Origin of the sequence: Arthrobacter sp. NPDC056886 (genome assembly GCF_042788715.1) — a bacterium.
GTDB lineage: Bacteria > Actinomycetota > Actinomycetes > Actinomycetales > Micrococcaceae > Arthrobacter.
In genome coordinates this window covers 1-22900 of the sequence record NZ_JBHUBT010000019.1, presented here as the reverse complement: position 1 = coordinate 22900, position 22900 = coordinate 1, and the positions used below count along the sequence as shown (strand labels likewise).

14 protein-coding genes are annotated in these 22900 nt (G+C 66.3%); 6 read left to right on the top strand and 8 right to left on the bottom strand.

Features of this window, described 5'->3' with window-relative positions; translation table 11 throughout:
- Positions 1 to 103: 103 nt before the first annotated feature.
- Together hemW and lepA are read right to left on the bottom strand one after the other, a co-directional pair.
- Positions 104 to 1342, bottom strand: a complete 1239-nt coding sequence (gene hemW, locus ACFRJ8_RS22455) for a radical SAM family heme chaperone HemW (protein ID WP_377988575.1) — start codon at positions 1340 to 1342, stop codon at positions 104 to 106.
- Positions 1343 to 1387: 45 nt separating this feature from the next.
- The gene (gene lepA, locus ACFRJ8_RS22450; RefSeq protein WP_277525897.1) at positions 1388 to 3241 is read right to left on the bottom strand and encodes a translation elongation factor 4; all 1854 of its coding nucleotides are present in this window, start codon (positions 3239 to 3241) and stop codon (positions 1388 to 1390) included.
- Positions 3242 to 3469: 228 nt separating this feature from the next.
- Between lepA and ACFRJ8_RS22445 the strand changes: the two genes are divergently transcribed.
- Together ACFRJ8_RS22445 and rpsT are read left to right on the top strand one after the other, a co-directional pair.
- Positions 3470 to 4087: a type II toxin-antitoxin system PemK/MazF family toxin gene (locus tag ACFRJ8_RS22445; RefSeq protein WP_377988574.1), complete on the top strand. Its 618-nt coding sequence runs from the start codon at positions 3470 to 3472 to the stop codon at positions 4085 to 4087.
- 203 nt (positions 4088 to 4290) lie between these two features.
- The gene (gene rpsT / locus ACFRJ8_RS22440; protein ID WP_090581023.1) at positions 4291 to 4551 is read left to right on the top strand and encodes a 30S ribosomal protein S20; all 261 of its coding nucleotides are present in this window, start codon (positions 4291 to 4293) and stop codon (positions 4549 to 4551) included.
- A gap of 156 nt (positions 4552 to 4707) precedes the next feature.
- Here rpsT and holA read toward each other — a convergent pair whose 3' ends face one another.
- The 6 genes from holA to leuS all read right to left on the bottom strand — a co-directional run bounded on the left by holA (position 4708) and on the right by leuS (position 14219).
- Entirely contained in the window at positions 4708 to 5724 is a 1017-nt protein-coding gene (gene holA, locus ACFRJ8_RS22435) for a DNA polymerase III subunit delta (RefSeq protein WP_377988573.1), read from the bottom strand.
- Positions 5658 to 7196: a ComEC/Rec2 family competence protein gene (locus ACFRJ8_RS22430; protein ID WP_377988572.1), complete on the bottom strand. Its 1539-nt coding sequence runs from the start codon at positions 7194 to 7196 to the stop codon at positions 5658 to 5660. Before ACFRJ8_RS22430 ends, holA begins: the two co-directional genes overlap by 67 nt.
- A gap of 769 nt (positions 7197 to 7965) precedes the next feature.
- Positions 7966 to 9021: a helix-hairpin-helix domain-containing protein gene (locus ACFRJ8_RS22425; RefSeq protein ID WP_377988571.1), complete on the bottom strand. Its 1056-nt coding sequence runs from the start codon at positions 9019 to 9021 to the stop codon at positions 7966 to 7968.
- Positions 9022 to 10178: 1157 nt separating this feature from the next.
- Positions 10179 to 10364 carry a hypothetical protein gene (locus ACFRJ8_RS22420; protein WP_090581036.1) on the bottom strand — a complete coding sequence of 62 codons (186 nt, stop codon included), beginning with the start codon at positions 10362 to 10364 and terminating at the stop codon, positions 10179 to 10181.
- Positions 10365 to 10458: 94 nt separating this feature from the next.
- Entirely contained in the window at positions 10459 to 11592 is a 1134-nt protein-coding gene (locus tag ACFRJ8_RS22415) for a DegV family protein (RefSeq protein ID WP_377988570.1), read from the bottom strand.
- 95 nt (positions 11593 to 11687) lie between these two features.
- Positions 11688 to 14219, bottom strand: a complete 2532-nt coding sequence (leuS, locus tag ACFRJ8_RS22410) for a leucine--tRNA ligase (RefSeq protein WP_377988569.1) — start codon at positions 14217 to 14219, stop codon at positions 11688 to 11690.
- 874 nt (positions 14220 to 15093) lie between these two features.
- Here leuS and ACFRJ8_RS22405 point away from each other — a divergent pair.
- Genes ACFRJ8_RS22405 through ACFRJ8_RS22390 form a run of 4 tightly spaced genes read left to right on the top strand, consistent with a single transcriptional unit; the run spans position 15094 to position 22797 of the window.
- Positions 15094 to 18243: an efflux RND transporter permease subunit gene (locus ACFRJ8_RS22405; protein ID WP_377988568.1), complete on the top strand. Its 3150-nt coding sequence runs from the start codon at positions 15094 to 15096 to the stop codon at positions 18241 to 18243.
- Positions 18240 to 18698, top strand: coding sequence for a hypothetical protein (locus ACFRJ8_RS22400; RefSeq protein ID WP_377988567.1), 459 nt, complete (start codon positions 18240 to 18242; stop codon positions 18696 to 18698). Before ACFRJ8_RS22405 ends, ACFRJ8_RS22400 begins: the two co-directional genes overlap by 4 nt.
- A 1-nt stretch (position 18699) precedes the next feature.
- Complete coding sequence (locus ACFRJ8_RS22395) at positions 18700 to 21843, top strand: efflux RND transporter permease subunit (protein WP_377988566.1); 3144 nt, start codon at positions 18700 to 18702, stop codon at positions 21841 to 21843.
- 27 nt (positions 21844 to 21870) lie between these two features.
- The gene (locus tag ACFRJ8_RS22390) at positions 21871 to 22797 is read left to right on the top strand and encodes a hypothetical protein (RefSeq protein ID WP_377988565.1); all 927 of its coding nucleotides are present in this window, start codon (positions 21871 to 21873) and stop codon (positions 22795 to 22797) included.
- The last annotated feature ends 103 nt before the right edge of the window (positions 22798 to 22900 follow it).

Sequence of the window (22900 nt, the reverse complement as noted above, 5' to 3'; positions counted from 1 at the left end):
CCGCTGCCCTGACGGGCAGCGGCCGGCTCTTTTCATGTGCGGCTGCATCGGTGTGTGGGCAGTCTTGCCAAGGGGCAGCCGCGGCATGCCTTAAGCGTCCCGCTTAGTCCGGCAGGATCCTGCGGACCACGGCGTCGGCCAGCAGCCGGCCCTTGAGCGTGAGGATGAGCCGGCCCTTGAACGCGGCCGCGGGATCCACCAGGCCGTCGGCAATCAGGCCCGCGACGGCGTGCCGGCCGGTGTCCCCCAGGCCGCCCAGGCTCGGGATGTCGAGTCCGGAGTTCAGCCGGGCTTCGAGCATGACGCGTTCCACGTTGCGGGTTTCGGTGTCCAGCGTTTCGCGTCCGGCGGCGGGTGAGACCCCGGCGCCGAGGCGGTTGGCGTAGGCGGTGGGGTGCTTGACGTTCCACCACCGCACGCCTCCCACGTGCGAGTGCGCCCCGGGCCCGATGCCCCACCAGTCGTCCCCCTGCCAGTAGGCGAGGTTGTGCCGGCAGGCCTGATCGGGGGTGCGGGACCAGTTGCTGACCTCGTACCAGGTGAGCCCGGCCGCTGAAATCAGCTCGTCGGCGAGTTCGTATTTGGCGGCGTGGTCGTCGTCGTCGATTCCCGGCACCTCGCCGCGCCGGATCTGCGCCGCAAGTTTCGTGCCATCCTCAACAATCAGGGCATAGGCGCTGATGTGGTCGGGGGCGTAGGACAGTGCCGTCTCGAGCGAGCAGCGCCAGTCCTCCAGCGACTCCCCCGGCGTCCCGTAAATAAGGTCGAGGCTGACCGCGAGCCCCGCGTCCCGCGCCCACTGCACCACTTCGGGGACCCGGCTGGGCGTGTGGGTGCGGTCCAGGACCTTCAGGACGTGCGGCACAGCCGACTGCATGCCGAAGGACACCCTCGTGAACCCGGCGTCGGCGAGCAGCCGCAGTGATTCGGGGGTGACGGAATCCGGGTTTGCCTCGGTGGTCACCTCGGCCCCGGACTCCAGGCCCCAGGCGCCGATCGCGGCGGTGAGGATGCGCGCCAGATCCTCGGCCGGCAGCAGCGTGGGCGTTCCGCCGCCAAAAAAGACCGTGCTGAGAGGGCGCGCGGGCAGGCCGCTGCGCTTCAGGGCCTCGGCGGCGAAATCCACTTCCGCGATCGCCGTGGCGGCGTAGGCGTCCTGGGAGGCCCCGCCGCCCAACTCGGTGGCGGTGTAGGTGTTGAAGTCGCAGTACCCGCACCGGACCGCACAGAACGGGATGTGCACGTACAGTCCGAAGGCGCGCTGATTGGCGCCCTCGCGCGCCTGGGCGGGCAGGAGCCCGTCCGGCGGCGCCGGGTCACCGAGAGGAAGAACGCTAGGCACGGGCCCGGCCTGCCGATCCTGCAGCAACAGTCATTACCAGCACCGCTACTTCTTGGCCTTGTCCTTGGACTCGTCCGTCGTGAGCGCGGCGATGAAGGCTTCCTGCGGCACTTCGACGCGGCCCACCATCTTCATGCGCTTCTTGCCTTCCTTCTGCTTTTCGAGCAGTTTGCGCTTCCGGGTGATGTCACCGCCGTAGCACTTGGCAAGGACGTCCTTGCGGATGGCGCGGATGCTTTCGCGGGCGATGATCCTGGAGCCGATGGCGGCCTGGATGGGCACCTCGAACTGCTGGCGCGGAATGAGTTCGCGCAGCTTGCCGGTCATCATGACGCCGTAGGCGTAGGCCTTGTCGCGGTGCGTGATGGCGGAGAAGGCGTCAACCTGCTCGCCCTGGAGCATGATGTCCACCTTGACGAGGTCGGCCACCTGCTCGCCGTCGGCCTTCCAGTCCAGCGAGCCGTAGCCGCGGGTCTTGGACTTGAGGATGTCGAAGAAGTCGAAGACGATCTCGGCCAGCGGCAGGCGGTAGCGGATTTCCACCCGGTCCTCGGAGAGGTAGTCCATGCCGCCCATGACGCCGCGCCGGCTCTGGCACAGCTCCATGATTGCGCCGACAAACTCGTTCGGCGCAAGGATGGTGGCGGACACCATCGGCTCGCGGACTTCAGCGATCTTGCCGGTGGGGTACTCGCTGGGGTTCGTGACGTGGACGATTCTCTTGTCCTCCAGCGTCACCTCGTATTCCACGTTGGGGGCGGTGGAAATCAGGTCCAGGTTGTACTCGCGTTCGAGCCGCTCGCGGGTGATTTCCAGGTGCAGCAGGCCCAGGAAGCCCACGCGGAAGCCGAAGCCCAGCGCGGCGGACGTCTCGGGCTCGTACACCAGCGCGGCATCGTTGAGCATCAGCTTCTCGAGCGCATCGCGGAGCACGGGATAGTCGGTGCCGTCCAGCGGGTACAGGCCGGAGAACACCATCGGCTTGGCGTCCGCGTAGCCGGGGAGGGATTCGGTGGCCGGCTTGGCAAGGTTGGTGACAGTGTCGCCCACCTTGGAGAGGCGGACGTCCTTCACGCCGGTGATGAGGTAGCCGACTTCGCCGACGCCGAGGCCCTTGGAGGGGGTGGGCTCCGGGGAGCTGACACCAATCTCAAGGAGCTCATGCGTAGCGCGGGTGGACATCATCTGGATGCGTTCGCGGGGGTGCAGCATGCCGTCGACCACGCGGACATAGGTGACCACACCGCGGTACGTGTCGTAGACCGAGTCGAAGATCATGGCCCGGGCCGGGGCGTTGGGGTCGCCCACAGGGGCCGGCAGGTCGCGGACGATCTTGTCCAGCAGGACCTCGACGCCCATGCCTGTCTTGCCGGAGACGCGGAGCACGTCGTCGGGGTCCCCGCCGATGAGGTTGGCAAGTTCCGCCGCGTACTTCTCCGGCTGGGCGGCCGGGAGGTCGATCTTATTCAGGACCGGGATGATCGTGAGGTTGTTTTCCATCGCCAGGTAGAGGTTGGCGAGGGTCTGGGCCTCGATGCCCTGCGCCGCGTCGACCAGCAGGATCGCACCTTCGCAGGCCGCGAGCGAGCGGGAGACCTCATACGTGAAGTCGACGTGCCCGGGGGTGTCGATCATGTTCAGCGCGTAGCTGGTGCCGTCGAGTTCCCAGGGCATGCGGACGGCCTGGGATTTAATGGTGATGCCGCGTTCGCGCTCAATGTCCATGCGGTCCAGATACTGGGCCTTCATGTCACGGGACTGGACGACGCCGGTGAATTGAAGCATCCGGTCGGCCAGTGTGGATTTGCCGTGGTCAATGTGCGCAATTATGCAGAAGTTCCGGATGATGGCCGGATCTGTTGCGGCGGGCACCGGGGCGGTGCGGGCCATGGGAGACACGCAGGGTCCTTACTGTTGGCATTAAGGTTGGCTTGTCCACGGATCGGCGCGGATGCTGGTTTCCCATCCTGCGACGTGGCGCATTTGTCGTTCCTATAGTCTCCCACGTCCGGGCCGGTGGCAGTGCATCCCAGCATTGCGTTGCGGGCTCTTGTCAGTCCCCTGGATTCTCCGCGCGACTCTGCCCGGTCCCCTCTCCCCGCTGGGGGTTGCCGGTATGGTTTCCCCATGGCTTGGAACTTACGATCGATCGGCAATGCGGTCCGCGACGCACTGCGCTATTTGGACAAACTCGGCGGCTCCGCACCGGGCACCACCCGCGGACCGGCGGCAAAACCTGCCGGGAAACCTGCAGCGAAACCTTCTGGGAAGCGGCGGCCGGGCCAGACACGGCCCGGGGCTCCGACCCGCGCCACGGGCGGCGCCCCGGCCGCCGGGCTGACCGGGACGTATCCCGGCGACTTCCTGGGGCAGGCTGCCGTCCGCTACGCCCCCGCACCCAACGGCCTGCCCGAGCCCGGCGAAATTGTGTGGACCTGGGTGCCCTATGAAGAGGACTTTTCCCAGGGCAAGGACCGTCCGGTGCTGCTGGTGGGCGCCAGCGGCCGGTATCTGCTGGGCCTGATGCTGACGAGCAAAGACCACGACGGCGACTCCCGCCGGTCGGATGACTACGTGGACATCGGCACGGGCCCCTGGGACCGCCAGTGGCGGCCCAGCGAAGCGAAGCTGGACCGGGTTCTGCAGATCAACGCGAAGGACATCCGGCGCGAGGGAGCGATCCTGGACGTAGGCCGCTTCAACCTCGTTGCAGCGGCCCTGAGGGAGCGCCGCGGCTGGAGCTGACCCGCCACGCGTCAGGTGTGGCGGCGGATCACAACCCGTACTCGTGCCTGCACGTTCATCTCTGCTATTATTTACAGCTGTGTGTCCGTGCAGGTCGACGGCCACAGATGGTTGGTCGCCATAGGTATCCCCACGCCGCTCAGTCAATGGCCAATCTGAAAGCCCTCTAGACCATTTTCCGCATTGAAAAAGAGAGTTCACACGTGGCTAATATCAAGTCCCAGAAGAAGCGCATCCTGACCAACGAAAAGGCTCGCCTGCGCAACAACGCAGTCAAGTCCGAGCTGAAGACGGCCATCCGCGCCGTCAACACCGCCGTTGAGTCCACCGACAAGGATGCTGCCGCTGCCGCACTGGTTGCAGCCGGCCGCAAGCTGGACAAGGCTGTCAGCAAGGGTGTTCTTCACAAGAACAACGCTGCAAACCGCAAGTCCGCGATCTCCAAGAAGGTCAACGCACTCTAAGGTTTCCAGTTCACTTGAACTGATGATTGTGGCCGGCACCCCCTGGGTGCCGGCCACATCCAGTTAAGCCGCAAGTTACGTTCCTAGCCCCCTCCGCCAACTGGCCGCGGCAGGGTCTGACCGGACGCGCCGGGCGGGCGGGCACGAACCCTTGTGTCAGGACCTGCGGACCGAGGTGGCAATCACCGTGACCGCATGTTCAACGGCATAGACGGGATCGCGCGAGAGCCCTTTGACCTGGGCGTCGGCCTCGGCGGTGACTTGGATTGACCGGACCAGCCCCTCGGGCGTCCAGCGCCGGACTTCCCGCTGGGCCTGTTCGACGAGCCAAGGCTGCATTCCCAGCTGCTTGGCGATCTGCGAGGATGACCCCTGCGCGCCGGCCACTTTGGCGAGGGAGCGCAGCTTGGATGCCAGGGCCGCCACGATCGGTACCGGGTCCGCGCCGGTGGCCAGGGCGTGGCGGAGTGTGGAGAGGGCCAGCGGGCCGTTGCCGGCCATCGCGGCGTCGGCGACCTTGAAAGCCGATGCCTCGACCCGGCCGCCGTAGTATTTGTCCACCATGGCGGCGTCCACACCGGTGGTGGCGTCGGCGATCAGCTGGCTGCAGGCGGCGGCAAGTTCTGCGAGCTGCGCACCGACCGCATTGACGAGGGCGTGCACAGCGTCGGGGTCGATACGACGGGAGGCAGCCTTGAACTCGGATGTGACGAAGGCGATCTTCTCGGCGTCTTTCTTGAGCGGCTGGCAGTCGACAACGGGCCAGCCCGCGGCCTTGATGGCGTCCAGCAGCTTCTTGCCGCGGACTCCCCCGCCGTGCCGGAGAACCAGGACGGCGTCCGGTTCCGGCTGCGCCACATATTTCAGGGCATCGGCGAGGAAGGCATCGTTCATCGCCTCGAGCCCCTCGACCTCGATGAGCTTCTGTTCGCCGAAGAGTGAAGGACTGACGTTCATGGCAAGCGACCCGGCCGCGTAGCTGCCGGCATTGAGCCGGGTAATTTCGACGTCGGGCGCCGCCTCGCGGACCTGCCCGCGGATACGGTCCATGGCGCGCGAACCCAAATAGTCTTCCGGTCCGCCGACCAAAACGATGGCGGCTGGTGTCACGTCACGCCAGGTGGCGGTGTTCGACGCCGAGGTCCTGGGCCGTTGAGTCTGGGCAGCAGCCACTCGTGATTCCTCCCGGAAGTTGGTTTGCGGACTCTAAGCGTCCCACGCCCGGACCGGTGCTCCAAGCCGCGCCTGACGGCATGCCGGGCGGCCGAGCGTGCCGCCGCACGCGACGGTCCTTCGAGGACGGCAACCACCCGTGCGTGTGCCGCCAGGACGGCCCGGACAACCGCGACCGGATGCAGGACCAGCCACGCCGCTGCCAGCATAGTCGCGGAAAAGATGCCCATGGTGGCTGCGCCGAAAGCCCCTTCCGGCCAGGGCAGCGCGGCGCCCGGGAGCGCCGCGAAGAAGCGGGCGACCCCCGCCACAGCGCCTGCGAAGACGGCGGCGGCGGCCACCAGGACCTCCGCTGCTGCAGGGACGACTGGCAGGAGCGCCGCAGCGGCCGTGCCGAGGAGTGTCACTGGCGCCACGAGCCCCGCAACGGCCACGTTTGCGGGCAGTGCATACGCACCGAACTGCGGTTGCAACAGCACGATCACCGGAGCGCAGAACAGCTGGGCGGACAGTGGGACGGCAACGCCCGCCGCGGCCCAGCGCGGGACTGCGGCTGGCACCCAGTCCATGATGCGACGTCCCGCGACCACAATTCCCAGAGTGGCCAGCACCGAGAGCAGGAATCCGAAGCTGGTGGCCAGGACCGGCTGTGCCAACAGCAGGCCGATGACGGCAACGCACAGCAGGCTGAGTCCGCGCCCCGGCCGCCCAAGAGCTACGGACGCGAGGCCGATGCTGCCCATAAGCGCGGCCCGCAGCACACTGGGATCCGGTCCCACCATCAGGACGAACAGCGCCAGTCCAGCGAGACTGGCCGCGGCGGCCGCCGTGCGCGGAAGGCGCAGGGAGCGGGCGATCAGTAGCAGGGTCCCCAGGATCAGGCTACAGTTCGCGCCGCTGACAGCGGTCAGGTGCGTCATCCCCACCGTCTTCATGGCAGCTTCCAATTCCGGATCCAGGGCACTGGTGTCGCCGGTGACCATCCCGGGCAGCAGCCCGGCCGCGTCGCCCCCGGCCCGTGCCGACGCGGCGGTGAAGGCACGGCGCAACCCCCCGGGACCCTGCTGCCACGGCCCCGGTCCCCGCAACACCATTGGAGCGGACGAGGCCGAAAGGAGGCCAGCCTCCGGCTCACCGGGTGCGGCGGGCCGGAGCTTGCCCGTGGCGCGCAGGCGCTGGCCCGGAACTGCGTGTTCCCATGCCGCTCCACCCATGACGACTAACCGGGCCTCTCCGGCAACTTTGTGGCCGCCCAGGGTCATCGTCTTCAGCATTACGGGGACTGCCCAGCGGTCCCCGAGTCCGCCCGATCCAGGAATCCTAAGCCTCCGCGGGGCGCCCGCAATATCCAGTTCCGCGACGACGGCCGCGCGGGCGGCCACTGCGTCAGCGATGGCGCCGTCATGCCGCTGGGACGCCTCGACGGCGGCATGGGCGCCCACCGCGAGGGACAGCAACAGTGCCGCAGCCACAGTGGCGCGAAGGCTGCGTGCTGCCGCCGGCCTAGAACGGGGGCCGTTCCCGGCGGCTTCCCGCACGGCCTTGGCGCCCCGGACTCGTGCTTTCCGAACCCTGGCGCTCCGGACTGTGCCGCGACCCAACCCAGCCCGGCCGGCATCGCCGCGGCCAGCCACGTAAAGCAGGATTCCGGCAGCTGCCGCCAGTGCCGCGCAGAGACCCGCCAGCCCTGCAGGGGACAACCAGTTTCCGGCCACAGCAGTCCCCCAGACAAGGAGGGTAGGCAATACCAGCCGGAGGTCCGTCCGCCGGGTCCGTTCCGTTGAGCGTCGACCCAAGGGGGCGTCACGTGCGGACCGGGACAGCAGGCGGCCGGCGAAGTACCCCGGAGGGAACCGCCTAAGCTGACCAAGGCGCCCCGGGAGATCCGGGAGATCCTGGAGATCCGGGAGCAATTCCAGACGCTGGCTCGCAAGGGGTCTGCCACCGGGCTGCGGACCGCGGGCCGCCGCCATGGCCGGGCCCGATCCACGGACCCGACCGGTGCCCACCAGCGCCTCGCGTTCCGCGCGCGGCGGGGACTGGACGGCGGAGTCGACGTAGCGCTGCCAGCGGCTTATCGGGGCTGCCGCAGGACCCCGCAGGCTGGGCCGACCCACGCCAGGGCGTGCCATGTCCTGCTGCCCCACGTCAGAGCCCGGCCGTGCCACGTCCTGCCGCCCCGCATCGGAGCCCCGCAGTGCCACGTCCTGCCGCCCCGCGTCAGAGCCCCGCCGTGCCATCTCAGATGCCCACTAGCGGCAGCAGGGCCTCGAGCAACTTGGGACCGATCCCGTCAACTGCGTCGAGCTCCTGCACGGTCCTGAAGCGCCCGTGCTGTTGACGCCAGTCCACGATGCGCTGCGCCAAGACCGGGCCGACGCGCGGGAGAGTCCCCAGTTCCTCGAGGCTGGCGGTGTTGAGGTTGATCTTTCCGCCATCGTTGTCTGGCCCCGTGCCGCCTGCGGCGGAACCGGACGCGGGTGAGCTTCCCGTGGGCGCATCGGCCGGATCGGGTTCGCCGCGGATGGGCACCAGGACCTTCTGGCCGTCCTCCACCACCGCCGCCAGGTTGAGCCGGTCCGGATCCGCTTTGGCCGTGGCGCCGCCCGCCGCCAGGATCGCTTCGTAAAGCCGGCTCCCCGAAGGCAACTGAACCACCCCCGGCTTGAGCACGGCGCCGGCAACATGGACCTCAATGCTTTCCGGCCCCGCGCTGGCATCTTCTCCCGGCGGCGCGATGGTTTCGCCGGCTGCCGGATCCGGTGCTTCCTCCGCGGCCGGGGCGGACTCGCTGAACGCGACCACTTGCGCCCCGCCTGTGCCGGCCTGCCACCAGAAGCAGCCGCCCAACACCGCGGCCAGGACGCCCAGCAGAGCCGCCGCCCGCACACCAGTCCTGGCCCGCAACCACGCGGAGAGCGGCACCCTTGCCTCAATCCCGCGCCCGGGGGGCTGCCGAGCATGCATTCCGGAGCGGCTGGCACTGCGCCTCCCGGCATCACCGACCGCCGAGGCCGCCGGGGACGGGACGGGGAGGCCAGGCGCCGGCACATCCAACAGCCCCGAGGACAGATCCGCAGCCCGGTGCGGGTCCAGCGACATCCCCGGACTCCGGGCCTGCGGCGAATCTCCGGCACCCCGGCCGGACGGTGAATCAACGGCGTCTGCGGCATTCCTGGCGTCGTGGGCATCCCAGGCAACGGGTTCGGCCCCGGCATCGCTCAGCGTCGACGCCAGGCGTTCACGGGCAACCCTGACTCCGGTGGCGGATTCGGCTCCCGGGTTTCGGCGTGACATGGAAGCGACTCTAGGCAACCCTCACCCACGCCGACATCCGGCACCAGACGTATGTGGAAATACCCGAGTGATACGCGTAATTTCGCGGCAAGGGGCAAGTATTCCCTACGGTGGTGGCCACCCGGACCCGGTGGTAACGTCTGCATCCAATCGAGAAAACTTTGCCGGCTGGGGGCAACCCTGATCGCCTGGATGTGACCATCAGGCGTCGAAAGCTGGTGTGCAATGAAGTGGTTGTTAGGGCCTGCGGCGGTCGTCGCTCTTAGCGGCACTATGTTGCCCCCGCCTGCTATGGCAGACACGACGCAAGCTACCTCAACCCAGGTCGTCAACATTTCCGTTGACGGTAGTTTCTGCCCGCAGCACGGTCTCTACGGTATAGCGCATGTGACGGTTGACGGTACGGCAGGTATGAGGGCCGACCAAAATTTCATTTGGACCACAAAGACGGCCGCCACATCGATTCACTCGGTTCCCTCCAGCGGTGCAGTCGGTAATTTCACGGTTGTCTACCACTGCAATGTCCAGGTGTTCTGGTGGCTGGAGCCCGGCCCTGCCCACAGGGTAAGAGCAGCCCTTTGGGTCAACGGCTCGAGCCCTCAGCCCAGCTACACCATCAAGCCGAATCAGCCGGCACCCGGGCCGACAACCGCACCAGCACCCGAGCCAACTACCCCGCCGGCGCTCGAGCCATCTGCCGCGCCCACTGATGCGCCGGCTCCCGTGCCGTCGGCCGCGCCGACGATTGCCCCAGCCCCCGGGCCGACCACAGCGCCGGACGCCGATCCAACTACGGCTCCACCGCCCGCCCCGGCAACCGAGCCAACTACTGCGCCGGCCCCCGCACCAACAACCGAGCCAACTACTGCGCCGGCCCCCGCACCAACAACCGAGCCAACTACTGCGCCAGTCCTTGCACCAACAACCGAGCCCAGCACTGCGCCAGTGCCCGCGCCAACAACCGAGCCAAGCACCGCTCCAACCACTGCGCCGGCCCTCGCGCCAACAACCGAGCCAACCACCGCTCCACCCTCCGCGCCAACAACCGAGCCGGCCCTCGGGCCGACAACCGCGCCCGCGACCGCGCCGACCACGCTGCAAACAACGCTTGGCCTTACCACCTCGCCTAGCTCGTAAGGCGCAGCTTCAGTCAGGAATTACTGCTGGTAGGTGATGTAGGCCTCGTATTGGACCCGCCATTTGTCAGCGGCCTTGGGATCCGGCACGGTGGTGGTGAGGAACTGGACGCTAGTCACTTGACCCTTGAGGTACTTCAGCCATTTGGTCACCTCTTCGGCAACGTCGCGATCGAACTGGGCTACGTGGTGCACCTGCATTGCCATGGCGTCCTCCGGGTTCGCTGGGGTTCGGTGGAGTGACTTTACCCCCGGCGCCCGCTCCCGGCCAGCCTTTCGCCCATCACGGAGGATCCCGGCGCTAGCAGTCAGCGCGCGCGGGTGCCCGGCCGGCATCCGGTTCCCCGCCGTCCAGCTCGCCGGCCGCCGGCTCCCCGCGGTTCGCAGTGGCGTCGCTGGCGCTGGAGTCGCTGGCGCCGGTGGAGCCCGAGCTTCCGGGGGTGCTGCCCTCCCCCACGATCACCGCCAGCACACCGAGCCCGGCGTGGGCTGCCAGGACGGCAGGGAGTGCGCTGATCTGGGCCGGCGGACAAGACGGCAATGCCACGGCCAGGCGCCGGGCTAGCTCCTCGGCCTCGGCCTGGTTGCCAAAGTGGTGTACCGCCAGTCGCGCCTGCCCGGCAGGCCGCGTGGAGGCATCGGCCGCAACGATTTCTTCCAGCCGCGCGATGGCCTTCGCCGCGGACCGAACCTTTTCCAGCGGGATGATCCGGCCCTCTTCAACCGCCAGGATGGGTTTGATGGAGAACATGGTTCCCCAGAGTGAGGCCGCGGCCCCTATCCGCCCGCCCCGACGCAGCTGTTCCAGGCTTGGAACGTAGAAATATACTTTGGTGCGGTCCAGCCGGTCCTGCGCGAAGGCCATAACGCCGGCGGCATTCCTGCCGTCGGCGGCCGCGACGACGGCGCCTTGTACGCCCATCCCCTGCGCCATCCCCACCGTCCGGGAGTCGAGGACCTCTACCGGGATGTCGACCCGTTGGGCCGCCAGGCGAGCGGCGTCGGCGGTGCCGGACAGCGCACCGGAGATGTGAATCGAGACCACCGACTGGAAGCCACGCTCGCTGGCCGCCCGGTAGGCGTGTTCAAACTGCCCCGGTGATGGACGCGAGGTCTTGACGGACTTGCCGCTGGCGAGGGCCACGGCGATCGTCTCGGCGATGTCGTCCTCACCCTCGCCGTAGATTTCGGCGCCGACCATGACGGGCATCGGAACCACTGTGAATCCGCCGTCGGCGGCGAAAGCCCGGATCCAGTCCGCGGGCAACGCGGCGGCGGAGTCCGTGACCACCGCAACCTGCACGACGGCGGCGGGAGCCACATCGGGGACACCACCTCGGGGGGCCGGGCGAAGGCGAACAAGGCGCTCGCGCAGCCATGGCCAGCCTGGCGACTCGCGGTGTGGCACCCTGGACCTCCTGCTATCGGGACGCATGGACTTTTTCTCCGGCCAGGGCAGCCGTGCCCGTCACGCTACCTGACACTGGCCGCCGGTATCGCCCGGTGGCCAGTGTCAGGGACGTACGCCGGTTAGGCCGGGACGATGTTGACCAGTTTAGGCGCCCGCACGATCACCGTGCGGAGGGCACGGCCGTCGAGGGCGCGTTGGACATTTTCCGAGGCCAGCGCGAGTTCGCGCAGATCCTCCTCAGAGATATCCGGGGAAACCTCCAGGCGGTCCCGCACCTTGCCCTGCACTTGGACGACGGCGGTGACCGTGTCCTCCACGAGCAAGGCGTCGTCGTGCGTGGGCCAGCCGGCGTTGGCGACTGAGGCCGGGTGGCCCAGGCCGTTCCACAGGTCCTCGGCGGTGTAGGGCGCGAACAGGCTCAGGATGACAGCCACGGCTTCCACGGCCTCGCGGACGGCAGGATCCGCGCCGCCGGCACCGCTGGCTGCGTCAATAGTTTTGCGGGTTGCGTTGACCAGTTCCATCAGCTTTGCCACAACGACGTTGAACTTGTTGTTGTCCAGCAGGGCCTGCGCATCGGCGATCGTGCGGTGCGTGACGGTGCGCAGTGCACGGTCACCGGTGGCGAAGTCGACGCCGGGTGCGCTCGACACATCCTGGCCAAGGCGCCAGGCACGGGCCAGGAACTTCGCGGAACCCGACGGCGATACGTCTGCCCAGTCGACGTCGTCCTCCGGCGGGGAGGCGAAGATCATGGTCAGGCGTACGGCGTCCACGCCGAACTTGTCCAGCTGTTCGCTGAGGTCGACGCCGTTGCCCAAGGACTTGCTCATGGCCTTGCCGCCGTTGAGCACCTGGCCCTGGTTCAGCAGTGCACTGAACGGTTCGTCCGCGTCGATCATGCCAAGGTCGTGGATGACCTTGGTGAAGAACCGTGCGTACAGCAGGTGCAAGATTGCGTGCTCCACGCCTCCCACGTACTGGCCAACCGGCATCCAGTCGTTGATCTTCTCCGGATCGAACGGGCCATCGGTGTACTGCGGGGAGACAAAGCGCAGGAAGTACCAGGAGGAATCCACGAACGTGTCCATGGTGTCGGTGTCCCGCTTGGCCGGGCCGTGGCAGTTGGGGCACTCGATGTTGACCCAGCTTTCGACCGCGGCCAGCGGGGACGTGCCCTTCGGGGACAGGTCCTCGCCGCGCAGGTCCGCCGGCAGGGTCACAGGCAGCTGATCGTCCGGGACCGGGACCTCGCCGCAGGCCGGGCAGTGGATGATCGGGATCGGGGTGCCCCAGAACCGCTGCCGGCTGAGCAGCCAGTCGCGCAGGCGGAAGTTCACGAACTTCTCGCCTGTCCCCAGCTCACGCAGGATCTTGATGGCGGCCGGGATGGCCTCGGCCTTCGGCAGCCCGTCCAAGCTGCCGGAGTTGATCAGGGTACCCTCGCCGGTGGTGGCGATGCCCGTGTCCGCGGGGTCTTCCTCGCCGGTGTCCAGTACTGCCCGGACGGGCAGGTCAAAGGTCTTGGCGAAGTCGAGGTCGCGCTGGTCATGGGCCGGGACGGCCATGATGGCGCCCGTGCCATAGTCGGCCAGGACATAGTCCGCGGCCCAGACAGGCAGCTTCTCGCCATTGAGCGGGTTGGTCGCGTAGCGCCCGGTGAAGACGCCGGTCTTCTCGCGCTCAGTGGACTGGCGCTCGATCTCGGACAGCGCCTTGACCTGTTCGCGGTAGGCGTCCAGGGCGGCGGCGTGCTCGTCGGTGACCAGTTCGACGGCGAGCGGCGCGTCGGCGGCGACGACGAAGAAGGTGGCGCCATAAAGGGTGTCCGGACGCGTCGTGAAAACAGTGACATCCTTGGCGGTCTTGCCGCCGTCGGCCTCGATCACGAAGTTGACGTGGGCGCCCTCGGAGCGGCCGATCCAGTTCTTCTGCATGGCCAGGACACGCTCGGGCCAGTGCCCGCGCAGTTCGTCCATGTCATCGAGCAGGCGGTCGGCGTAGTCGGTGATCTTGAAGTACCACTGGTTCAAGGACTTCTTGGTTACGGGCGTGCCGCACCGCTCGCAGGCGCCATTGACTACCTGTTCGTTGGCCAGCACGGTCTGGTCCTTGGGGCACCAGTTGACCGGCGAATTCTTGCGGTAGGCCAGTCCACGCTCGTAGAAGCGCTTGAACAGCCACTGGGTCCAGCGGTAGTACTCCGGGTCGGAGGTGTGCAGCCGGCGGGACCAGTCCGCTGAGATGGCATAGCGCTTGAATGACGCCGCCTGGGTGTCGATGTTGGCGTACGTCCACTCACTGGGGTGCGCGTTGCGCTTGATCGCTGCGTTCTCTGCGGGCAGGCCGAAGGAATCCCAGCCGATCGGGTGCAGCACATCGTAGCCCTGCTGGCGCAGGTAGCGCGCCACAACGTCGCCCATAGCGAATGCCTCGGCGTGGCCCATATGAAGGTCGCCGGAGGGATACGGGAACATGTCCAGCACGTAGCGGCGTTCCTTTGAGCCGTCATCGAGCGGCGTGAAGACCTTCAGGTCTTCCCAGACCTGCGGCCATTTGGCTTCCATTGCCGCGAAGCTGTAGGTACCTTCCTCGGGCCCCTCCGCCGCGGCTGCTGGTGATCCGGTCTGTGTTTCCGGCTGAACGCTCACTGCTGGCCTCTTCTGTTCTATGCGGCCTGTTATCTCAGGCCTGCCTGCCTTCAGGCCTGCCTGCCGCCAGGCCTGTTCACCATCAAGTCTGCACTGCCACGGCCGGTTGCCCGGCCCTGACTCCATACGTTCGTACGTGGTGCTCCTGCTGTTACTTCGTGCTGTGCGCCCCGGAATTTACCCCGGACACACAAAAGCCCCTCGACATGGAGGGGCCGCCGCTCGGCAATCCGGGGACTCTTCGGAATCGAGGTCTCATCGGGATGCCGGGCGGCTAGCTAAGCAGGAGCACGGCGCGCATAGGTCCACTTTAGCCCCTCGGGCTGGTTCGCGCTGAACCGACGGCTCCGGGTTTGTCCCGTACTCACAGTCGACTCGCAGTCCGGCGGCCTTGGCGGGCGGCTAGGTCCACAATTGTTACAAATTCCATACGTGGGGAATTGCGGTACTTTAGGCCTATTGACAAAAATCCAAGGCGAGTGTTCAAAACCGTTTATCAGGTGGCTTCTCAAGCAATTGTAGGTATAAAAACTACCAATACTGGGGCAGCTGCCTGCGGGAGCCTGGGCAGCTCCACGAAGTTTGTCCAGAAAGGGCATTATGCGTCGTCAAGCTGGGAGAAACCCGTGAAAATCCGGGGACCGGGCCTAAAATTTTGATCTTGCCAAACGATCAAGTTGGGGACACTATTCGATAAAGATCAGCAAATGGGGTCTCTTGGGGGGATTCGCAAATGGTCTCGGGTTGAGGAGCCTGTCATGTATCACTTGCGCAATTCTTCCGTGCATCTTCCAAAAACTCCCGCTGGCCGCACTCGCGTCGCCGGCTCCCTGGAACAGAGCTAGCCATGTTCGGCTGGATCACTCGTTTCAGTATGCAGTTCCGTGTCCTGGTTCTCGCCGTGGCCGCCGGACTCATTGCCTTCGGGGTAGTGAACGTCCCCCACGTAGCCATCGACAGCATGCCCGAGTTTGCTCCCGCGCACGTCGAGATCCAGACCGAGGCCTTGGGCCTCTCAGCTGCCGAAGTCGAACAGCTCATCACCGCTCCGATGGAAGCCGACCTCCTGAACGGGGTGGCATGGCTCGATGAAATCCGGTCCAAGTCCGTTCCCGGCCTGTCCTCCATTGAACTCGTGTTCGAGCCGGGCACCGACCTTCTGCGCGCGCGCCAGCTCGTGGCCGAACGCATGACCCAGGCCCACGCGCTGCCGCAAGTCTCCGCGCCGCCCTTGATCATGCAACCGCTGTCGTCAACCAGCCGCGTCCTCATGGTCCGGATGAACTCCAAGGAGCTCTCCGGGATCGAAATGTCGGTCCTGGCCCGGTGGAAGATCAAGCCGCGGCTGATCGGCATTCCCGGTGTCGCCAACGTTTCCATTTGGGGACAGCGCGAGCAGCAGCTTCAGGTCGAAGTGACCCCCACGCAGATGCGCGGCAAGGGCATCACGCTCGAACAGATCATCAAGACCACAGGCAACGCAGTGTGGGTGTCGCCGCTGAGCTTCCTGGAAGCGTCGACCCCCGGCACGGGCGGGTTTGTGGAGTCGCCCAGCCAGCGCTTGGGCATTCAGCACGTCCTGCCCATCCGAACGCCCGCGGACCTGGCCAAGGTCAGTGTCGAGGACGCCCAACCTCCCATGCTGCTGGGTGACATTGCCCAGGTGAAGGAGGACCACCAGCCGCTGATCGGCGATGCCGTCGTCGGCCAGGATGCAGGCCTCCTGCTGGTCGTGGAGAAGTTCCCCGGGACCAGCGCCCTGCAGGTCACCAAGGACATCGAAGCTGCCCTGAACGACATGCAGCCCGGGCTTTCCGGCATCCAGATGGATACGTCCGTCTTCCGGCCGGCCTCGTTCCTGCAGGATGCTGTGGACGGACTCGGCGTGGCGCTCCTGGTGAGCCTCCTGATCGCAGTCCTGCTCTTCTGGGCCCTCTTCCGTTCGTGGCGTGTCGCCGTGATCGCCCTCGTGGCCATCACCACGACAGTCATGGCGGCAGGAGTGGTGCTCTACTTGCTCGACTCCACGCTGAACATCTCGATCCTGGCCGGCATCATCCTGGGTGTTTCCGTGATTGTGGGAGACATCGTGGAGGATGTGCAGGCGCAGCGGCGCCGGCCGTTGCGGACCACGGAGACCGAGACCGATGCCACCATCAGGTTCCGCATGGTCCAGCTTGTCCGTAGCGTCCGCACGCCGCTGTTCCACGGGTCCCTCATCATGGCCCTTGCGCTGGTTCCGACGCTGTTCGTTACGGGAGTTGGCGGTGCGTTCTTCCAGCCGCTCTTCTGGTCCCTGGCGCTGGCGCTTGCCGCGTCGATGCTGGTGGGTTTGTCCGTGACACCGGTCCTGGCGTATCTCCTGCTTCCCGGTGAGAAGGCCCGGCGGGCCGACTCGTCAACTGCTGCCCGGGCCAGGTCCTACTACAACCGGGCCCTCGAGGGCGGACGCTCCCGCACCGCGCTCGGCATCGTCGCTGTCGCCGTCGTGGGACTGCTGGGACTGGCCGCCGCCTCCCAGCTGGTCGGAAACCGGGCGGTCGTTCCGACGATTCCGGACCGCACCCTCCTGGTGCAGTGGGACTCGATGGCGGGCACGTCCAATGACGAGGTCCGCCGGGTGGCGTCGAAGGCGTCCGATGAACTGCGGACCCTGCCGGGCGTTTCGGGAGTGGGCGGGCATATCGGCCGCGCCATCTCCTCCGACCAGGTTGTTGGGAACAGCTCTGCGGAACTCTGGGTATCCATCACGCCGGATGCCAACTTCAGCGAAACGGAGAAGGCGGTCCGTGAGGTCGTCCAGGGCTACCCGGGCATTGCCCACAACGTGATCAACTACTCCCAGCAAAAGATTGGTCAGCAGCGCAGCAGCATGGATCCGGGATTCGCCGTCCGCGTTTACGGAACCGACTTGCCGGTCCTGCGCGAGAAGGCCGAAGAGGTCCGCAAGGCCATCGAAAAGGTCGACGGCGTCAAGAACCCGACAATCAATGCCAGCGCCATGACGCCCATCGTCGAAGTCGAGGTCAACCTCGAGGCGGCGCAGAAGGTCGGAATCAAACCCGGCGACGCGCGGCGCGCCGCTGCCGCCCTGATGCAAGGCATCGTCGTCGGCAACCTCTTCGAACAGCAGAAGGTCTTTGAAGTGGTGGTACGCGGCGCGGTGGGTGTCAGGGATGACCTGACCAGCATCCGTGAACTCCTGCTCGACACGCCAAACGGCGGCCAGGTCCAGCTGGGCCAGATCGCCGATGTCCGGCTCGTCCCCAATGAAGTCGTGATCCAGCACGATGACACCTCGCGCCGGATCGATGTCGTGGCCGAGGTAAGTGGGCGGCCGCTCGCTGATATCCAGCGCGATATCAACACGGCTATTGAGCAGATCCAGTTCCCGCTGGAATACCACGCCGAAATCCCCACGAAGTACAGCGAACAGCTCGCCGGCGACGCCCTGGTTCTGTGGATCGGCGCGGCCGCCCTCCTGGCAATCCTGCTCCTTCTCCAGACAGCCGTGCGGAGCTGGAAGCTGGCTCTTGCCGTCTTCCTCTCCCTGCCGGCCGCGTTGGCCGGGTCCGCCGTGGCAGCGTGGATCGCGGGAGGCGCCATCACCGTACTGGCGCTCACGGCGTTTGCCGCGGTGTTGGCCATCGCCGTCCGCAACGCGACGCTGCTCTCGGCCAGGACGGATGAGCTGTGGCGGGCTGCCCCGCACGAACCCCCTGACAAAGTCATCATGATGGCGGCCCGGGACCGGGTATCGCCCATCCTGAAGGCCGCCCTGATCACGATGGCGATCCTGATTCCGCCGGGACTTTTTGGCGGCGCCGTAGGCGGGGCCCTCCTGGGTCCAATGGCCCTGATCATTGTCAGCGGACTCATCACAACAACTCTCATCGGGATCTTCGTACTCCCCCTGCTCGCACTCTGGTTCGGGCCAAAGGCCGCCCCGGAGGAGTGGGCCGAAGTCTATGAGGCCGAAGTTCCCGTCCAGCCCGTTACGCAGGAAAAGGTGGAAGCAAAATGACCAGCCAACAGCCCCTGCGGCGCCTGCCCCTGGCGGCCGCTGTATGCGCAGCACTTCTGTTCGCGTTGCCCGCATGTGCCCAGACGACGGCGGCGGCCCCCGCCGTCGTAGCGGCCAACGAACCTGCCAAGGTGGAAAAGAATGCCGCAACAGGCATCGCCAAGCTGACCTTGACCGAAAAGGGAGTCGAACGCCTCGACCTGAAGACCGAAACCGTCAAGGCCGGCAAGGGGAAGGACGTCGTGGTGCCCTACGCCGCGCTGCTCTATGACGCCAGCGGAAAAACCTGGGTCTACACCAACCCGGCCCCGCGGGTTTACCAGCGGCAGGCGGTCACTGTAGCCAAGGTGGAGAACGGTGTGGTGACGGCCTCGGCCGGCCCCGCGGCCGGCACCACAATCGTGACCGTCGGCGCGGCTGAACTCTTCGGCGCTGAATTCGATACGGCGCACTGACATGCGCCGGATTGTCGCTGCAAGTCTGAGGTTCCGATCCATCATCATTGCGATGGCGGCGGCCCTCATGATCGTGGGCGGCGCGCAACTCAGCAGAGCTTCGGTGGATGTTTTCCCGGAGTTCGCACCGCCCCGTGTCGAGGTCCAGACGGCGTGTCTGGGACTCACCGCCTCCGAAGTCGAGGAACTCGTAACGGTTCCGATGGAGCAGGCCTTCAACGGCATAGACGGCCTGGACCAGATGCGTTCCAAATCTGTGTCGCAGCTGTCCGCCATTGTGATGGAGTTCAAGCCCGGAACCGATCTGCTCACCGCCAGGCAACTGGTGTCGGAGCGGATGGCAACGGTCATCCCGACGCTGCCCACCTGGGCCGCGCCGCCGGTGATGCTCCAGCCGCTGTCCTCCACCAGCCGCGTCATGAAGATCGGGCTGTCTTCCGAGAGCCGCTCCCTGATCGAGATGTCCATGATTTCCTACTGGAATATCCGGGCACATCTCCTGCGGGTGCCGGGCGTCGCGAACGTGGCGATCTGGGGCGAACGCCTGCAGATGTTGCAGGTCCAGGTTGACCCGGCCAAGCTGGCGGCCAACAAGGTCACGCTGGACTCCGTCATGAACTCCACGTCCGACGCCTTGGACGCCGGCCTGCTCAAGTACTCCCCCGGTGCCTTGATCGGCACCGGAGGGGCGCTGGAAACACCCAACCAGAGCCTGACCATCAGGCACGTACAACCCATCACGTCTCCGGCTGACCTTGCCCAGGTGCCATTGGAGGACCGCCAGGGAATGCCTCCCCTGCGGCTCGCTGACGTCGCCGACGTCGTCGAGGACCACCAGCAACTGATCGGTGACGCAGTCATCAACGGCGGCCCTGGACTGATGCTCATTGTCGAAAAGCTGCCCTGGGGCAACACGCTCGAGGTCACGCGCGGGGTTGAGGAAGCGCTCAAGGAACTGCAACCCGGCCTGACTGGGATCGCGGTTGACACTACCTTGTTCCGGCCCGCGTCGTTCATCGAGGAGTCCCTCGGCAACCTGAGCCTAGCGCTGCTGCTGGGCTGCCTACTGGTGGTCCTGGTGCTCAGTGTCTTCCTGTTCCAATGGCGGACGGCGCTGGTCAGCGTGACGGCAATCCCGTTGTCGCTGATGGCCGCGGCCCTGGTGCTCTATTGGACCGGGGGCACGATTAATACGATGGTGCTTGCGGGGCTGGTGATTGCCGTCGGGGTGGTGGTGGACGATGCCATCATCGACGTCGAGAACATCGTCAGACGCCTCCGGCACCACCGGGCCAGCGGCGGGAGCGAAAGTACCGCCCGTGTGGTGGTTAACGCCTCCCTGGAAGTTCGCGCCCCCATTGTCTACGCCACCTTGATTATCGTCGCCGCCACAGTGCCGATCTTCTTCCTGGACGGGCTGACCGGCGCCTTCTTCCGGCCCTTGGCCACGTCCTACACGCTGGCCGTCATGGCGTCCATGCTGGTGGCCCTCACGGTCACCCCGGCCATGGCGTACATCTTCCTGCGCAATGCCAAGCTCGAAGATCGGGATCCGCCGGTGGTCAGGGTCCTCAAGCGCTGGTACGGCGCGGCTCTTCGGCCCATTGTGAAGCGGCCGCTGCCGGGCTATCTCGCGGTGGCGGCACTCGGCGTCGTTGGAATCATAGCGGCACCGCTCCTGGGTCAATCGCTGTTGCCGTCGTTCAAGGAACGCGACTTCCTCATGCACTGGGTCACCCAACCCGGCACGTCCAATGCCGAGGAAGTGCGCGTGAGCCAACTGGCCTGCAAGGAGCTGATGACCATTCCAGGTGTCAACAACTGCGGATCCCACATCGGTCAGGCTTTCGCCGCCGATGAGGTGGTGGGCGTCAACTTTGGCGAGAACTGGATCAGCGTTGACCCCTCGGTCGACTACGACAAGACCCTGGCCTCCATCCAGCAGGTAGTGGACGGGTACCCCGGCATCCACCGGGACGTCCAGACCTACCTCAAGGAACGTGTCCGCGAGGTGCTCACCGGCACGGGCTACTCGATCGTCGTCCGTGTGTACGGCGATGACCTCACCACGCTGAAGAAGCAGGCGGACAAGGTCAAGACTGTCCTTGCCGGCATCGAGGGGGCAATCGGGGCCAAGGTCGCCCTGCAGGTCAATGTTCCGCAGGTGGACGTTGAGGTGAACCTGGACGCCGCCAACCGCTATGGCCTGAAGCCCGGTGACGTCCGCCGTGCCGCAGCCACCCTGGTGTCCGGTGAGGAGGTGGGCGATGTCTACCGCGACGGCAGAGCATATGACGTCCAGGTCTGGAGTCCTCCCGCGATTCGGACCAGCGTCACGAGCATCGAGAACCTCCCGCTGGACACTCCCAGCGGACAGGTGATCCGGGTGGCCGATGTCGCCAAGATCACGGTGAAGCCCACGCCCAACGTCATTGAGCGTTCGGAAGGGTCCCGCCGGCTCGATGTCAGCGCCAACGTCAAGGAAGGCGATCTCGCAAAAGTCGTCGAAAAACTCGAATCCGACCTCAAGACCGTGGAGTTCCCCACCGGTTACAACGCGGAGATCCTGGGTGAATACGCAGAGCGGCAGGCTGCCTCACAACGGCTCCTCCTCTTCGCGGCCGGCGCCCTGGTGGTGGTGTTCCTCCTGCTCCAGGCGGCATTCCGCAGCTGGCGGCTTGCCACCCTTGGCATCCTGACGCTGCCTGTAGCACTGGTTGGCGGGGTGATCGCCGCGCACATGAGCGGCGGAATCCTGTCCCTCGGGTCGCTGGTCGGGTTCCTGACAGTAATGGGCATCGCCGCCCGCAACGGCATCCTGCTCATCAACCACTGCCAGCACCTGGAGCAGTTCGAGGGCGTGCCGTTCGGCCGGGACCTGGTCCTGCGGGGCGCGGCCGAACGCTTGTCGCCAATCCTCATGACCACGCTCGCCACGGCTCTCGCGCTGGTGCCGCTGGTGGTGATGGGTAACCGGCCCGGCCATGAGATCGAGCACCCCATGGCCGTGGTGATCCTGGGCGGGCTGGTGACTTCGACACTGGTCAACCTGTTCATCGTTCCGTCGCTCTATCTTCGGTTCGCCAAGAAAGGTTCGGAACGTGATCGCGGGTCCCGCGACCCGGAACCGGTACCAGCCGCTTAACCCAACCACGCAGGAGAGGGCAGTCAGATGACTCCACGCTCTAAGAGATTAACCGCTTACGGCTCGGCGCTCTTGCTGGTGGTGGCATCCCTGACTGTGGCGACCGCGGCGACGGCGGTGGCGGCCGCTCCGGCTGCCGCCCCGGCGGCCGCCACTTCGAAGGAACTGTGCGGCCCCGGCTCGGCGTTGTCGTTCCACCGTTCCGCTTTCCCATCAAAGCCCGAGATTGATAACAAGTGGCTCACGCTCAAGCCCGGAATGCATCGCACCACCACCGGCAAGGTAGTCTCGCCGGACGGGACGACCGCCCGCACGGTGGTCAGCATTGTCACGGGCCTGACCAAGGTCATTGACGGGGTCAAGACGATCGCGATTTGGGACCGGGACTACTCCGACGGTGAACTCGTGGAGTCCGAGCTCGCCTTCTTCGCCCAGACCAGGAAGGGGACGGTCTGGCTCTTCGGGGAGTATCCGGAGGAGTATGAGAACGGCAAGCTTGTCGGCGCCCCCAGCACGTTCATCAGCGGCATCGACAAGGCCCGGGCCGGCATCGCGATGCAGGCCCGGCCACACCGGAACACACCGGCTTACGTCCAGGCCTACGCCCCCACCGTGGACTTCCTGGACTGCGGTGACGTCAAGTACAAGCACTTGTGCGTCTGTGTCCCCACGGGGTGCTACGACGACGTCATGGTGATCGATGAGTTCAACCCGCTGGAGCCGCCAAGCGCGGGCCACCAGCGCAAGTATTACGCTCCCGGGACCGGGCTTATCAAAGTGACCGCCGTGGGCGGTGAGGACCAGGAGTTCATGGACCTGGTCAAGATCAAGAAGCTCAACAAGACGGAACTGGCCAGCGTCAATAAGCAAGCGTTGGCGCTTGACCGCCGCGGCTACTCCGTCAGCAAGGACGTCTACGCCAAGACGCCACGCGCTGTCGTGAGCACCCGGTAAGTGCGTCCCGCGTCCTGAGGGACAAATCGGAGGCGGACAATGAAGAGCTCCGGCCCGGTTTGCAGGGCGGGGCGGGTAAATGTAAGCCCCAACCCGGGCCCAC

Excerpts from the sequence above, each read along its gene's own strand:
- ACFRJ8_RS22445 (WP_377988574.1), top strand. The coding sequence starts at position 3,470 with ATGGCTTGGAACTTACGATCGATCGGCAATGCGGTCCGCGACGCACTG.
- ACFRJ8_RS22425 (WP_377988571.1), bottom strand. The coding sequence starts at position 9,021 with ATGTCACGCCGAAACCCGGGAGCCGAATCCGCCACCGGAGTCAGGGTT.
- ACFRJ8_RS22420 (WP_090581036.1), bottom strand. The coding sequence starts at position 10,364 with ATGGCAATGCAGGTGCACCACGTAGCCCAGTTCGATCGCGACGTTGCC.
- ACFRJ8_RS22415 (WP_377988570.1), bottom strand. The coding sequence starts at position 11,592 with ATGCGTCCCGATAGCAGGAGGTCCAGGGTGCCACACCGCGAGTCGCCA.
- ACFRJ8_RS22405 (WP_377988568.1), top strand. The coding sequence starts at position 15,094 with ATGCAGTTCCGTGTCCTGGTTCTCGCCGTGGCCGCCGGACTCATTGCC.
- ACFRJ8_RS22400 (WP_377988567.1), top strand. The coding sequence starts at position 18,240 with ATGACCAGCCAACAGCCCCTGCGGCGCCTGCCCCTGGCGGCCGCTGTA.
- ACFRJ8_RS22395 (WP_377988566.1), top strand. The coding sequence starts at position 18,700 with ATGCGCCGGATTGTCGCTGCAAGTCTGAGGTTCCGATCCATCATCATT.
- ACFRJ8_RS22390 (WP_377988565.1), top strand. The coding sequence starts at position 21,871 with ATGACTCCACGCTCTAAGAGATTAACCGCTTACGGCTCGGCGCTCTTG.